Genomic DNA, 14,949 nt, shown 5'->3' on the forward strand with positions numbered 1-14,949 from the left:
TGCGCAGCCCGACCGGCCTTCGCGAAACCGGTCGCGCCGGCAACCGTGACATTACGCTACCCTCATTCCTTCGCTTGCAACTCGATCGACAAAATTTCACGCTGGCCGGCGGCAAACGTGCGCGTGGTCACGAAGCGCGCACGTTCGGGATGCTCGAGACGGAGCCGATGCTCGCCCGGCGCCAGAATGATTTCATCCAGCGGGGTTTTGCCATAACTCACCTCGTCGATGAACACCTCGGCCCACGGCTTGACATGCAATGTCAGGCGCGCGACCGTTTCCCACAAAGAAAACTGCAAAGCGAGTGTCTCGGCCGGCGCAAGCTGCAAGCGGCGGAACAACTGCGGAAAGCGCGGATTGGCCAGCGTCAGCAGACGCTCGCCGCTCGGGACTTGAAACAATGCCGGTAGCATGTCCACCGTGCCTAGTGTGTCCCCGTCCACAATCGCATAGGCAAAGGGCAGGCAGGTGAGGCGAATGCTGCTCGCAGCCGGGGGCGCGGGGTTGGTGTGCGGCATTGCAATCGCCGGCGGCGGTTCCACGATCGCTTCTGTTTTTTCCGGCGGCTGTCGGGTCACCGCCTTCGCGGCGTTCGAACCGGGCTGCTGCCCCTTTGCGCCGCCCGTCATCTGGGCGGGCGTGGCGGGAGGATCCGCCGGACGATTCCCATCCGGTCGTGCAGTCACTTCATGCGGCCAGGCACCGTTGCCGTGCCGCGCGGCTTCCGGCGCTGTCTGAAATCGCATGAGTTGCCAGGCGCCGCCGGCGATCACAATCGCCAGCACAGCCGTCCAGCGCCATGGCATGTGCCACTGCCGGTTTTTGCCCGGCATTAGCCATGACCGGCGTGCGATTTTCTCCGGGCTATAGTGCTCGGGGTCCGTCAGAAACCGGCAAAAATGCTCGCGCCGCGCCCGCTTGCCCAGGAGGTGCTCACAATGCGTGAGTGCCTGCAGGATTTGCGGGGGCTGACACAAACGCTGTTGCGGATTTTTCTCCAACAACTGTTGCACCAGGCCGGCAAGCTGGGGCGTGATTTCCGGAAGCAGGGTGGTCAGCGGCACGGGGTTTTCATGGCGCACGCGATAGAGCCGCGCACTGATGGTGTCACCGTCAAACGGCGAGAAGCCCGCGAGCATCTCGTACATGATGACGCCCAGGCTGAAGTAATCGCTCGCCGGGGTGGCGGCTTCGCCCGCCGCCTGCTCGGGCGACATGTACTGCGGCGTGCCGATGATCGCGCCGTGCGTCTCGCCACCGGCAAACGCGGCCAGCCCAAAATCCGTGACCTTGAGGTGGCCGGCGGCATCGACCAGGAGATTCTGGGGTTTGAGGTCGCGATGCACGATGCGGCAGGCATGCGCCGCCTGCAGCGCCGCCACCATTTCTGTCGCGAGGTAAATCACCAGCTCCGCCGGCAACCGGCGGCCGGCCATGACATCAGCCAGCGTGCCGCCTTCGATGAACTCCATCGCCAGAAAAGGCAGCAACTGGCCGGCGGCCATCTGCGCCTGTCCGCATTCATAGATGCGCACGATGTTGCGATGCTGCAGGCGCATCAGGATTTGCGCCTCCTGCGCGAAACGCGCGTGCACACCGGCTTCGGTGGCATGCAGCACCTTGAGCAGCACGAAACGCCGGCATGCCGCTTCATAGGCGCGATAGACGGTGACGGACTGCCCGCGCTTGAGCTCGGCGATCAGGCGGTACTTGTCAATCTGCCTGCTCATAGCCCCACTCTTTCAGCCGGTAGTGCAACCAGCGCCGGGACACGCCCAGCTTTTCCGCCGTTTGGGTGATGTGGCCGGCGTGCGCGCGCAAGACATTCAGCACAATGCGCTTCTCGTATTCGGCGAGCGTCAAGCCGTCCTCCCACTCCGTGGTCACCGCGGTCGCGGCGAAGGGCAGCTCGCGCTCCGTGATCAACTCGCCGCGCGCCAGCACCGCGGCGCGCGCGATGACATTCTCCAGCTCGCGGACATTGCCGGGCCAGTGATGGCGCCGGAGCTGTTCCATCGCCTTCTCGGTGAATCCTTTCAGAGGCCGGCCATTCTCACGGGCGAAGCGATCCAGGAAATGATGGGCAAGCAGGGGAATGTCCTCCCGGCGTTCGCGCAGAGGTGGCAGGGTGAGGTTGATCACGTTCAGACGGTAATACAAGTCTTCGCGAAAGCGGCCGGCCCGCACTTCCTCTTTGAGCACCTTGTTGGTGGCGGAGATAATGCGCACATTCACCCGCCGGATGTGGGTGTCGCCCACGCGCTTGATCTCGCCCTCCTGCAACACCCGCAGCAGTTTAACCTGCATCGTGGGGGGCAAGTCGCCGATCTCATCCAGAAAGAAGGTGCCGCCGTCCGCCACTTCGAACAGGCCGCGCTTGTCGGTCAGGGCGCCGGTGAACGCGCCCTTCTTGTGGCCGAACAGTTCGCTTTCCAGCAGCGTCTCCGGCAGCGAACCGCAAAACAGTGCGACAAACGGCTGTTCGCTGCGCGGGCCGTTGTAGTGAATCGCGCGCGCCACCAATTCCTTGCCGGTGCCGCTTTCACCCTCGATTAAAACCGCGGCATGCGAATCGAGCACGCGCTCCATGACGTCGAACACCCGGCGCAACGCCGGGCTTTTGCCGATAATTTCGGAGAAGCGGTGGCGTGATTGCACCTCGGCGCGCCAGCGGCGGTTCTCCTCCCGCAAATTCTGGTAGAGCCGCGCATTGTCAATGGCAATCGCCGCCTGGTTGGCAAAAGCATTGAGAAACGGCAGCGCGGTTGCGCTGAACACCGTGGAAGCCAGCCGGCTGTCGAGATAGATGGCGCCCACCAGCCGGCTCTTCAGGCGCAGGGGCACGCACGCCACGCTGCGAATGTGGTGTGCGATGATGCTTTCGGTCTTGGCCAGGCCTTCGGGCAAATCACTGTCGTGCCAGATCACCGCTTCGCCGCCGGAAAGCGTGTGCCGCACCACCGAACTGGAAATGTGAGCGATGTCGGCAATCGCCTCCGGGGAAATGTTTTGCGCGGCACGGGCCACGAAGCCGGTCTCGGTTTCCGGCGCCTGCAGCAGAATGAAACCGCGTTCCGCCGCCAGCGTCTGCATGGCAATCTGCAAAATCTTGCTGAGCAGCTCGTCGATGTCCTGAATGGAATTGATCTCGCGGCTGATTTCCACCAGCGCCAGCAGCGACGCGCGATCGATGTTCTCCAGGGCAGGCATGGTCATGAAGGGGCCGGGATTGCGGTGATCGGGCCGCGGGGCCGCTGCCGGTCCGCCGCCCGTTTTTTATTTCACTTCGAAAACCGCTTCGCGCGAGCGACTGAGATTGCTGAAGCGGTCGATCACACTCAGCGTCCACACATACGCGCCGCTGCTGAGAACGGAATCGTACACGAAGGCGGAGGAATCGGAGGAAATGTCATCGACTTGCCGCAGCGGCACCGGCAGGGGAAACGAGATATTGAAAACCGACAAGTCGATGCGGTAGCGGTATTCGAAAGGCAGCCGCAGCCGCACCCACTGAAAGCGCGGCCGGGGGCTGGTGACCTTCAAACCACTGGGCTCCGACACCAGCGGCGTGGACTCAATGATACGAACCAAATGCACCGGATCCGAAACGCTCAGGGCACCGGCAAGATCGCGCGCCTCCAGCCAGAGCCGCTCGCCCACCAGATCGAACAGCGAAACCGGGGCCAGGGCCTCCTCCCGAATGACCGCCACGAAGCGGTTGTCCACGCCACTGCGCTGCAGGTCCTGCAGGAAGCCGAAACGCTGACTGTAGAGCTTGACTTCGCGAATGTCATCGAGGCCGTCGGCGTCTGTCACCCGGGCTTCCACGACGAGTTGCAGCGTTTCGCCGGTGATCGGTATCCAGGTGCTGATGTTTTCCGAACGCACCGAGATGCTTGGAAAGGCCGGCAGGGCGTTGAGCTGCAGAAAGATTTCAGCAGTGCGCTGCGGCAGGACCACCACCTCCTGGGAGTCAGCGGCAAAGCCCGGCTTCATGGCCCGCACCCGGTAGGTGTCGGCCGGCAGGTCGCGGAACAGGAACTGCCCCCGGGCATCGGTGATTTGGACAAGGTTGGCCGGTGCGAGCAGCAGGGAAACGCCGGCGAGCGGCTGGTTGGGGGAATAGTAGGTTTGCGTGTGCACCAGCAAGTGGCCGCGACTGTTGTAATGCGGCGACAGAGGATCGAGCGGGTTGTCACGCGGGGCTTCGCCACAGCCAACCAGCCCGATGCTGAGGCCGCACAGCCGCACCACAAACTGCTTGAACGTATGATACCGAATCATAAGCAGCAGCACTCTTCCACCGCTTGGTCGGTGAACACCTCCGAAGGCACGCGCAGGGGCGCCGGCTTCCGCACAAAGGCGGCAAAATATAAACAGGCAGGTTTCCAAATGCAACCTTGCAGATTCTTGACATTCTTTGCAATTTGGCTATATTGGTGGCCGTCATGTTTCGCCGGGATTTGCATGTGCTGCTTTCAAGAACTGCTCACCCCTCTCCACAGGCCGAACTGTCGATGTTGACCCTCCCGACATGCTGCCGGGCCGGTCATGCGCGCTTCCGGCGCTGGCTGGCGCTGCTGACCGCGCTTCTGGCGGCGCCGGCGCCGGCGCAAAACTCACATGCCCCGGGCTTTTATCGCATCATTGGCCGCGAGCCGGGTATGAGCATCTATTTGGATGAAGACACGGTCAACACCGCGGGCCAGCATCCCCCCGGCATCTATACCCTGCGCGTCGAGCGCGAGGGATTTTTTGCCCACGTCAAGCCGGTGCGGATCATCAGCGATCACGTGCTCGAAATCAACATCCGCAGTGCCGGCTCCCGGCCCCGCACCCGCCCCTATCGCCAGCGCGAAATCGTGCGCTTGCATCCCGTCCCGGCCACGCTGGTTGCCACCAGTGACCCGCCCGGACAGACCGTCTGGCTCGACAGCCTGGAGAAAGGCACCACCCCCGTCGTTCTGGAGAACATCACTTCCGGCCGGCATGTCATCCGCATCGGCGAAGTGTCCGACACGCTGAGCCTGCGCGTTTTCGAAAGCCGGCGGGTGCGCGCGGAAAACGGCCGGATTATCGATGTCTCCGCCGAAGATCTGCCCGCGGAGCAACAACGTCTGCGCCTGGTGAATCTCAGCCTGTTCATGGAATCCGAGGAGACCAAAGCGCGCAATTGCCGGAATTTCGATACCGGCCGCGGCGCCACCTTCTTCCGGCTGGAGGAGTCCGGCAGCTTTCTCATTTGCCGGCTGGCTTTCGAAAACCCGACGGATGACCCGGTCACACTGCCGGTGCGTTTCCGGCTCTATCAAGATTCCCGCCTGATTCACGAAGTCGAACACGATTTGCCCATCCGTCCCGGCGATGGCAACCGGGTCTGCTATTTCCATCATGAGTGGTGGCGAACCGGCGAATACATCCTCACCGTGGACGGCATTCCCGGCAACCGCCTCGGCCAGGTACGGTTCACGGTCATTCGGCCGTGAAGGATTTCAGCCGCCGGCCTCCTCCCCAAAGACAATCTGCAGTCAAAAACCTCCACGCCTTCAGCCCTGAAATGCTTTGGTCCAGACTGGCAGCCCACAGTTGTCGGCTATTTCACAGCAATAAAATCCCGGAGCCAAAACAGGCAAGGACGCGAAGCCACAGGGATCTCGCAAAAAACAGCCGTTCCGCCACGGTTTGACCGTGGCGTTATCTTGCGATCCTGCGGAGGTGCTTTGCCGGCAGACAAGATGTCTGCGCTACATTCACGAGAATGCCTGGGCGCAGGCTGGCAGCCTGCAGACAGACAAGGTGGCCAATGTCACTGCCTGAATTTTGCATGCTGGTTTGCTGTTCCCTGGAAGAAATGGCGTGTTCACCAAGCACCGCCAGTTATTCCGTTCGAAGCCAGGCCAGACCTTTTTCGAATGTGGAGCGACCCGGACTTCGAAATTCGCCCGTTTGCTGAAGGCGCAACGGCTTCTCTCCCACGAAAATGGACTGCCACGAAATGGCTTTTTCCCGTGGGATTTCTGCTTTCGTGGGCGGATGATTTGTGTTTGATCCTGACACTGAGGGTTGCATCACTGTTGTGCTGCCTGAATTCTGCCTGCTGGCTTGCTGTTGTCCGGAAGGAATGGCGTGTGTGACGTGCACCCCTGCCGGAGTTGACTGCACGTTTGCCTGCAAAATTTTTATGCACCACACCCGGGTGGTTGGGCATTGCAAGCAAATCGGCGTTTCTCGCGAAGGAGATCAATCTGGGGGCAAAATTCAGGCACTTGTGCCCTGTTACGTTTAGAGTGCACTAGCTTTTTCACCTGAACTGTTTCAGAACCGCGACGGCCGCAAAAAACGCGAAGTTTGAAAGAACCCGGTTTTTTGGTTTGGACCATGACCAGCCGACAAACTTTGATAATAGCTTTTATGGCAAGGTATGGGGGCTTCGCGGACTTCAGGGTGAAAACAGATGTTTTGTCTCTCTAAAAAAATTAGCAGCATGGGACAAGGTGGCTGCGCCACCTTGTCATCGTGATGGTGTGCAAGCGCGCATGACAATCCCGCCGGCGGAGGCTTTTTCCAGGCGGCCACAGGCGGCATTTTCTCCATTTGTTGAGCCGGGCCGCGCCTGCCGTGGGATCATCCCTCCGCTGTCATTTCAGCAACAGGTGCCAGGCCTGCAGCACCGCGCCCGAGCTGGCGGCATAGGCTGGTGCGCCCCGCGGCGTGTGCGGGGCATCGCCATCATACATCTCCGCCACGAAACCATCGCAGGCGAAATTTTGCGCGGCAAACAAAGGCGCGAAAGTTCGACGCAAAAATTCCTGATCATCGCAGACGCGCAAATAGGCGGTCACGAACGGCACGATGAGCCAGGGATGCACCGTACCGTTGTGGACCGCGCTGGCACGCTGTTTCTCCGAGCCGGTGCAACGCCCACAGTAAGCCGGATGATCGGGCGCAAGCGTGCGCAAACCGTAGGGCGTCACGAGCTTGGCGAGCGCCAGCTCGACCACGGCGCGGGTTTGCCCGGTGGAGAATGCCGTGTACGGCAGGCCGGCGGCAATCACCTGATTCGGCCGCACGGCAGCATCGCCCGCGCGAACGGGAGGTGAATGGGGCGATCGCCGGCCGATCTCCGGAATCGTGTCGAAGCAACAATTCTTCCCGGCATGCCAAAAGTTTTCGACAAGACTGGCGGCCACCTGTGCCGCCAGCTCACGGCATTTTTGCTCGCCTGCTCCTTTGCCCAGCAGCCGCGAGATCTCCGCCATGAAACAGAGCGCATGATGCCAGAGCGCCTGCACTTCGACGGCGAAACCCGGCCGCGGTGTTGCACACCACTCCCCCACGCGGCGGTTCATCCACGTCATCACGCGCTGCGCATCGGGGGCATGAAGGAAACCGGTGGCCGGATCGCATCGCACGCCGGGCGCGCTGTTGCGCAAATGGCAATTGAGGATCTCCAGCAGCAGGGAGTAGTTTTCTTCGAGAAAGCCGGGGTCTCCCCTGGCCTGCCAATATTCATACAGCGCGACGAACATCCACAAAGTGGCATCCAGGCTGTCATAAGTGGGGCTTGCCGGCCGGCGGGAGAAATGGCCGGGGATCAACCCTTGACTCACATGTTTGAGAAACAGGCGAAACACCTGACGGGCGGATTCGAATCTGCCGGTGACCAGCAGCACGCCCGGCAGGGCGATCATCGCTTCACGGCCGCCATCCGCGAAATCGGGGTAGCCGGCGAGCACCGTGGTGTTGTCGAGCGACAGCATCGTCGGCCGCTGAATGACAAACGCCCGGGCTGACAGCGCAAGCTGCCGCAGACCGGGGGGAAGCGCCAACACGCGCTCCTTCTCACCGGCAACCAGCGACGTCTCGCACGCCTGTTGCCACGCGGCGTCCGCCACCCAGGAATCCGGGCCGTTGTAAGCGAGCAACAGGGTGAGGCCCGCCGGCGTGGTGACTTCATACTCGAAAGCAAACGGCAGATAAACAGTGTGCCGCTGCGGCTCCTCCAGCTCATTGTACAACAGCAGATCGTGCCAGATGTTGAGGGGAACATAGTGTGCAGCGGGGGCGGCCTCCAGGCGCAGGGGAGTGTCGTGCGGCTGTGCGAAGACGAGCGCGCCCGCCGGTGTGCGCCGCACCGAGTAGTGGTCGCACAGCGGCGTCTGGGTTTCGAGGTCGAGGAACTCCAGCAGCGGCACAATGCGCAGAGGCAGCGGTGTGTGACTGCCCGAGAGGTCATAGCGTACCCACACGCCGTGGAACGTCGGGGCGAGCCAAACCGTCCTGACGAGGGTGACAGTCTCGTGTTTGCAGGTAAACCTGAGCACTTGCCGGTCGTGTTCGAAATGGGTCCACGCGATCTCCCGCCACCCGGCCGGGGTCTGCATGGTTTCGTGCAGGTCGCGGATGAACGCGACCCGCTGCAAGGGTGGGCGGGTCACGGCCACCAGCAGATGATGTCGCGTGCGCGTGCACTTGCCGTTTTGATCGCCCATGGCATAGCCGCCCCGGCCGTTGGCCAGCAGCCATTCCGGGCCGGGGGTGGTTGCGGCATGCTCGAGTTTCATGTGACGCTCACGAGAGGCTTGTCCGGTTGGAGAGGGGAAATTCCGCCCTCTGCCAAAAAACAGGATGACCGCTGCCGGGGGATTTCAGCCGGCACCAAGGACGGCGGGCAGCCGAAGCGTGTGGGGCATGTGGATGAGTGGCGCAGCCGGGCACCATCTCATGCCCGGCTGCGGTTGTGCGCGGTTTTTTTGTTTGCACTTCAGGCCTTATTTCGTTATTATGACACGCATTTTTGGCGCCTGCGGACACAGGACAACCTCCCGCCGCGCCATGCGGTTGCATTTTCATGTTCACGGATCTTCATCAGGTTTATCCCCCCAAGAGGGAGGTTTAATGGATCGACGTGCTCAGGCCTCGCTGGCATACACGGTGGTGACCGACATCCTGGCCTTCACGCTGGTGATCAGCGCGCTGGCGGTTGCGACCATGCCCGGCTTGACAACTTCACTTCTCATTCAAAACGTTTTCACGTTCGCGGTCATCTTTGCTTATCTGGCCGGGGTTTGGTGGCGCCTGAGCAGCATGTCAGCGAATGGCATTTTCTGGGCAAAAGCCAGTTTCGTGTTCAGCACCCTGCTGGCGCTGAGCTTTGTTTTGCTGCCGCTGTTCCTGCGCCAGGCCCTGCCGGAAAACCCCGCCCATGTGCTTGCGGCCCAGGCCGTGCCGGTTTGTCTCGCGCTCAGTGAAATCCTCCAGGCCATCATGATTCGCCAGGGTCATGCCTATCAAACCAAAAGCAAATGGCGCCTCGTTCATCATTCGCTGTGGCTGAGTGCGGGACTGTTTCTGCTCACGCTGCTGCTTCCGCATGACCAGGCTCTGGCGAACAGCATTCCTGTGCGCACCCTCGCCTGGCTGGTCATCCTGCCCATACCCAAGTTGTTGCAACGGGTGGGCGTCCGTTTCGTGGCCACCCCCGCCCAGCCGCCGGTCACGCGTGCCGCGACCAGCCGCCCCGCCAACGTGCCGGACAGTCTGCCGAATCAGGAAGCGGAAAACCCGGCGGAAAATGCCGAAGCGGGCAGCCGGCCCGAAGGCCGGCGCCGGCGCCGCGGCCAGCGGCGTTATGGTGGCTCGCGCCGCCGTGTGTGAACCGATCCAACGTGCCTGCCGGTGCATGAGAAAACCAACCACGGACTTTGCGCTCCGGCGCGGGCCGGCAACTGCCGGCCACCGCGCCACGGCATGAAGTCCGTGGTTTGTTTTTTATCACCCTGCCCGCGCCTCGCCCGCCTGAACGCGGGGCGCTGCTTTCCGCTGAATCCCGACGAGTCTTCGTTTGCTCCCGGAGAGGACAAGTATGTCATCGCCAACGAGTACGCGCAATCAGGCTGGAATGGAGAAGAAACGTTCGCCCTGGCTGTGGGTGCCGAGCCTCTATTTTGCAGAAGGCATTCCCTATGTCGTGGTCATGACCGTCTCCGTGATCATGTACAAGCGCCTGGGCCTCTCCAACACCGACATCGCACTGTACACAAGCTGGCTTTACCTGCCCTGGGTGATCAAACCGCTGTGGAGTCCTCTGGTCGACATTCTCAAAACCAGGCGCTTCTGGATCATCGTCATGCAGCTCGTGGTGGGTGCCGGCCTGGGCGGTGTGGCGCTCACCCTGCCCCTGCCCGGCTTCTTCCAGTATACCCTCGCCTTTCTCTGGCTGCTCGCCTTCAGTTCCGCAACGCATGACATTGCCGCCGATGGTTTTTACATGCTCGCCCTGCAACAGCATGAGCAGGCGTTCTTCGTCGGCATTCGCAGCACGTTTTATCGCCTTGCCATGATCACCGGCCAGGGTCTGCTGATCATCCTTGCCGGATACCTGGAAAGCCTGAGCGGCCTGCCCACGGTCGAGGTGCGCGTGAACGCCGATCCCCGCGCGCAGGTGGGGGCTGTGCCCGTGCCGGATTCGTTGAAAGTCACCGCCCAGCCCGGCGCACTGCGGCTGGTGGCCCACCCCGCCACCCTGCAAATCGCGGCCGTGCCACGTCCGCAAAGCGAAGTGGATTCGCTGCTCGCGCGTGCCCGCGCCTGGAACTTGCAGCACGGCTTCTATCAAGTCGAGCAAAAAGCCCGGACCGCAAGCGGCACGGCGCAACAACCTTCCTGGTGGCAGCGCATGGTGGTGCACCAGCTCGAGGCATTTCTGCGCCGCCACTTCGGCGCCCCCGCAGCGGCGAGCTCGCGAAGCGGATTGGCCGGCAACGTGGGCGTGGTGTTCTTCCATCTCTCGCGGCCGCCGCAAGCCGGCGGGGAGATCGCGGTGAATTTCGGCATCGATACGGGCGACAAGAGCATCGCGCTGGTGGAGGGCAGCCGCTTCGCCTTTCATGCCGGCAACTGGAACCGGCCGATGATGGCAGTGATTCAGCTCGACCCCAAGCTCAGAACGGAGGCAAGCGCGCTGTTTCACGGCCGCGCCGGCAACCTGCCACTGGCCTGGTCCCTCACTTTCTTCCTGCTCGCCGGCATGTTCGTGCTGTTCTTTGCCTATCACAAAGCGATCCTGCCCTGTCCCGCCGCTGACCGGCCCGGGACGCAAAGCTCACGCAGCGTCTTGCGCGAGTTCTTTCTCACGTTCGCCGCCTTCTTCAAAAAGAGGGACATCGGCGTGATCCTCGCGTTTCTCCTGCTCTATCGCTTTGCCGAGGCCCAGCTCGTGAAGATGGCCTCGCCCTTCCTGCTCGATGCCCGCGAAGCCGGCGGCCTGGCCCTGACCACCGGGCAGGTGGGTTTCGTTTATGGCACAGTCGGCATCATCGCCCTGACTTTGGGCGGACTGTTGGGGGGCTTCGTGGTCGCGCGCCAGGGCCTGAAGTTCTGGCTCTGGCCCATGGTGCTGGCCATCAACGTCCCGGACGCCGTGTATGTCTATCTCGCCTATGCGCTGCCGCAAAATTTTCTCACCATCAATCTCTGCGTGGCAGTCGAACAGTTCGGCTACGGCTTTGGCTATACCGCCTACATGCTGTACATGATCTATGTTTCGGAAGGCGAGCACAAGACTGCGCATTTCGCGCTCTGCACCGGCTTGATGGCACTCGGCATGATGCTGCCCGGCATGTTCAGTGGCTGGCTGCAGGAGGTGATCGGCTACCAGCATTTCTTCGTGTGGGTGATGCTCGCCACCATCCCGCCGTTCATCATCGCGAAAAGGATTCGTTTGGAGGAGGATTTTGGCAGGAAACGATCAGGCGCGTGAGCAGAAAATCAGGCGGCCCGGGCCTGCTGCCGCGGCGGGCAGCAAGCCGGGGTCACTGCAAGGCAGGACTCTGACAACCCGGGCTTCCCGACAGCAAACCAATGCCGGCCGGATGGCTGCGCCGCAAAATCATCCCAGGCGCCCGGGGCTTTTCCCAACGGATGCCATTTCCGGCGGCTGGTCCAACCGGCGCGCGAGGCAGGATTGTTCATCGTACACAACGCCCTCCGAAGCATCCACCACTAACCCATCACCGTCATCCGCCGCGCAAAATGCAGCTCCGGCATCGTGACAGAATGAGTTGCTTGTGCCGTCCTGGTGGCGGCCGGCCGGCCGCGGCATTCAGACTTTCTCCTGCAGCAGCTCTTTGATCCCGCCCAGCGACGACAAAACGCCGGTGGCTTCAAACGGCAGAAACACGACCTTGTTGGTGGTGTTGCCCGCAATTTGCTTCAGAGTTTCGAGATACTTCAAGGCGATCAGGTATTTCGTGGGATCGGCACCGCCCTCGCCCACGGCCTTGGTGATGGCGCGAATGGCTTCTGCTTCGGCGTTGGCCACGCGCTGAATCGCCGCGGCCTCGCCGTCGGCGCGCAGAATCTCGGACTGTTTACTGCCTTCCGCCTCGGCAATTTGCGCCTCGCGCTTGCCCTCAGCCTGCAGAATCACCGCACGCTTCTGGCCTTCGGCTTCAAGAATCACGGCGCGGCGGTCGCGTTCGGCCCGCATCTGCTTTTCCATGGCGATGCGGATGTCCGGCGGCGGCATGATGTCCTGCAGCTCGACGCGATTGATGCGCACGCCCCATTTGTCGGTGGCTTCATCCAGCAGAATGCGCAGTTTCTGGTTGATGGTGTCGCGGCTGGTCAGGGTTTGATCGAGCGTCAGTTCGCCGATGATGTTGCGCAGGCTGGTTTGGGTGAGTTTTTCGATGGCGTCCGGCAGATTGTTGATTTCATACACCGCCTTGATCGGATCGGTGATCTGAAAATAGAGCAGGGCGTTGATCTCGATGAGCACATTGTCGGCGGTGATCACATTCTGGCGGGGAAAATCATAGACGGTTTCGCGCAGATCGATGCGATCCATCTCGCGCAAGACGTAGGTGGACGTCTCGCCGCCGGCGCCCGGCACCAGGAAACGCCAGACGATCTTGCGCGGTTTGTCGAAAAACGGCCAGATGATGTTGATGCCGCTGGTGAGGGTGGTGTGATACTTTCCCAAACGTTCGATGATCACGACTTCGGCCTGTTGTACAATGCGCAGGCCGCGGATGACCAGCGCGATCACCAGGACTGCCAGCGCCAGCACAAACCAGTGAAGCGGTTGCATCGCCTTCCTCCTTAATTCAATGAGGGATGAACGCCGTTGGCCGTCACAATCAACTTGTTGCCTTCCACGCGCAAGACCCGCACGCGCGTGCCCGGCGGCAGGCGGCGTCCGTCATCACTGCGACTGCTCCAGATCTCGCCCTCCAGCTTGACCTGGCCCTGCAGGCCGGAAACTTCCTCCAGCGTCAGGCCGATCATTCCCACCAGCCGCTCGGTGTTGGTGGCGACCGTGTGTGTATTCCTGCTCAGGACTTTCAGGAACACCGGCCGGATGGAAAGAAAGACGATGAAAGTGGTGGCGGTGAAGACGGCAATTTGAACGGTGAGATCAAAATCCAGCGCCGCGGCAATCGCCGCCGCAAAACAGCCAAAGCCAAAACAGGCGGGAATGAAGCCCGGAAAGAAGATTTCCAGAATATTGAGCACGATACCGACCAACAGCCACAACAGCCAGTCTTCCATCTTCGCCTCCTGATCTTCTCGGGATATGAGTTGTTGGGCAGAGGTAAAAGCTGGAGGCGCAGCCCTGCGTGACCGTGGCAAAAGTAGCAAACTTCACCGGCGTGTGCAAGGTGAATCTGGGTGGGGGCGCAATCCCGCAACAACGTGTGGAGGGGTTCAGGGAGCCCTGCCTGCAGACAAGAGGTCTGCGCTGCGCCCCTCCGTAACCGAGGCATCACCTGGGGACGGTGCCTGCTTGCGGCAGCGCGCCTGGCGCGGTACGGGAGGCACAAGCGGCGCCCACCCGGCCGCTCGTGTCGCCCGCCCTCAGAGTTGATACAGCATCAGGTACACCAGCACTCCGGTGACCGAAACGTACAGCCAGACCGGAAACGTCCAGCGCCGTGCCAGCCGGGCATGCTGATCGAAGCGCTCGCGCAGGGCGCGCACCAGTGTGATCAGCACCAGTGGCACATTGACCATCGCCAAAATGGTGTGTGACAGGAGAATGGCAAAATAAACCGGCCGGATGAATCCCTGCCCCTGAAAGGGTTTCGAGCCGGCATGGTAATGATAGACGAGATAACTGGCAAGAAACAAAAGCGACGCCGCCACCGCACACAGCATGCAGAATTTGTGCTGCGGGATGCGCTTGCGGCGAATGAACCAGAATCCCAGCAGCAGAAAGAATGTGCTGGCGCCATTGAGCAGCGCATTAAGGTGGGGCAGGGTGTTGAGGGGTATCACCAGGAGACCTCGGCAATCAAGTTCCTGACATCGCGCACGATTTGCGGCACGCAGCTCGCATCCGTGCCGATGTAGGATTTGCGAATTCTGCCGGCGGCATCGACCAGCACGAAACGATCACTGTGCAGGATGGGTTCCGGCGGATTGACACCCGCGGCGGCAAGCAAAAAGCCCCGGCTGGCGAGCTCCTGCATCACGTCCGGCCTGCCGGTGAGAAAATACCAGGTGCCCGGCTGCGCGCCATATTTTTGCGCAAAACGGGCGAGAACTGCCGGGGTGTCCACTTCGGGGTCAACCGAGAACGATACCAGCTTGACCTTGGAAAGGCCGGCTTGCAGGAGGGCAGTTTGCAGTTGGGACAGGTGACGGGTCATGATGGGGCAGATGCCCGAGCAGCTCGTGAAGAAGAAGTTGGCGATCCAAACCCTGCCCTTTAAATCCGCCGTGCCAAAGGGCTCGCCGCTGCGCTCGAGCAGGGTGAATGCCGGCACCCGGCCAAAGCTTTTCAAGCGCTGGCCGGTAAGCGACTCCTGTCCCAGGTACATGGCGGCGACGACCATGATGGTCCCGGCACCTATTCCCCACCACAAATGGCCGCTGCATCTCTCCGCCATAACGCCTCCACGACTTGCGAGTGCCGCGGTGCCATGCTGCGCAGGCTCTGGCCGC

Annotated in this window: 11 protein-coding genes; 3 read left to right on the plus strand and 8 right to left on the minus strand. The window is 61.7% G+C overall.

Annotation, left to right across the window (positions count from 1 at the left end):
* Positions 1-62 precede the first annotated feature (62 nt).
* The 3 genes from ONB52_13885 to ONB52_13895 are packed head-to-tail and all read right to left on the minus strand — an operon-like array spanning position 63 to position 4,284.
* Entirely contained in the window at positions 63-1,730 is a 1,668-nt protein-coding gene (locus ONB52_13885) for a protein kinase (protein MDZ7417226.1), read from the minus strand.
* On the minus strand, positions 1,714-3,216 hold the full coding sequence (locus tag ONB52_13890; GenBank protein MDZ7417227.1) for a sigma 54-interacting transcriptional regulator: 1,503 nt from the start codon (positions 3,214-3,216) through the stop codon (positions 1,714-1,716). Before ONB52_13890 ends, ONB52_13885 begins: the two co-directional genes overlap by 17 nt.
* 60 nt (positions 3,217-3,276) lie before the next feature.
* Positions 3,277-4,284, minus strand: a complete 1,008-nt coding sequence (locus tag ONB52_13895) for a carboxypeptidase-like regulatory domain-containing protein (protein MDZ7417228.1) — start codon at positions 4,282-4,284, stop codon at positions 3,277-3,279.
* Positions 4,285-4,517: 233 nt separating this feature from the next.
* Here ONB52_13895 and ONB52_13900 point away from each other — a divergent pair, with 233 nt between their 5' ends.
* Positions 4,518-5,486, plus strand: a complete 969-nt coding sequence (locus tag ONB52_13900) for a PEGA domain-containing protein (GenBank protein MDZ7417229.1) — start codon at positions 4,518-4,520, stop codon at positions 5,484-5,486.
* A gap of 1,152 nt (positions 5,487-6,638) precedes the next feature.
* Here the strand turns inward: ONB52_13900 and ONB52_13905 are convergent.
* The gene (locus ONB52_13905; protein MDZ7417230.1) at positions 6,639-8,564 is read right to left on the minus strand and encodes an amylo-alpha-1,6-glucosidase; all 1,926 of its coding nucleotides are present in this window, start codon (positions 8,562-8,564) and stop codon (positions 6,639-6,641) included.
* A 334-nt stretch (positions 8,565-8,898) separates the two neighbouring features.
* Between ONB52_13905 and ONB52_13910 the strand changes: the two genes are divergently transcribed.
* Both ONB52_13910 and ONB52_13915 read left to right on the plus strand, forming a co-directional pair.
* The gene (locus ONB52_13910; protein ID MDZ7417231.1) at positions 8,899-9,657 is read left to right on the plus strand and encodes a hypothetical protein; all 759 of its coding nucleotides are present in this window, start codon (positions 8,899-8,901) and stop codon (positions 9,655-9,657) included.
* 244 nt (positions 9,658-9,901) lie between these two features.
* A complete protein-coding gene (locus ONB52_13915) occupies positions 9,902-11,761 on the plus strand; it encodes an MFS transporter (protein MDZ7417232.1) in 1,860 nt (619 codons plus the stop codon).
* A 342-nt stretch (positions 11,762-12,103) separates the two neighbouring features.
* Here the strand turns inward: ONB52_13915 and ONB52_13920 are convergent, their stop codons facing one another.
* From ONB52_13920 to ONB52_13935, 4 genes are all read right to left on the minus strand, one after another.
* A complete protein-coding gene (locus ONB52_13920; GenBank protein ID MDZ7417233.1) occupies positions 12,104-13,093 on the minus strand; it encodes an SPFH/Band 7/PHB domain protein in 990 nt (329 codons plus the stop codon).
* Positions 13,094-13,104: 11 nt separating this feature from the next.
* A complete protein-coding gene (locus ONB52_13925) occupies positions 13,105-13,554 on the minus strand; it encodes an NfeD family protein (GenBank protein MDZ7417234.1) in 450 nt (149 codons plus the stop codon).
* 306 nt (positions 13,555-13,860) lie between these two features.
* Positions 13,861-14,280: a DUF420 domain-containing protein gene (locus ONB52_13930; protein MDZ7417235.1), complete on the minus strand. Its 420-nt coding sequence runs from the start codon at positions 14,278-14,280 to the stop codon at positions 13,861-13,863.
* On the minus strand, positions 14,277-14,894 hold the full coding sequence (locus tag ONB52_13935) for an SCO family protein (protein MDZ7417236.1): 618 nt from the start codon (positions 14,892-14,894) through the stop codon (positions 14,277-14,279). Before ONB52_13935 ends, ONB52_13930 begins: the two co-directional genes overlap by 4 nt.
* Positions 14,895-14,949: the final 55 nt, after the last annotated feature.

The sequence above is a fragment of the candidate division KSB1 bacterium genome (assembly GCA_034506255.1).
Taxonomy (GTDB): Bacteria; Zhuqueibacterota; Zhuqueibacteria; order Zhuqueibacterales; family Zhuqueibacteraceae; genus Coneutiohabitans; species Coneutiohabitans thermophilus.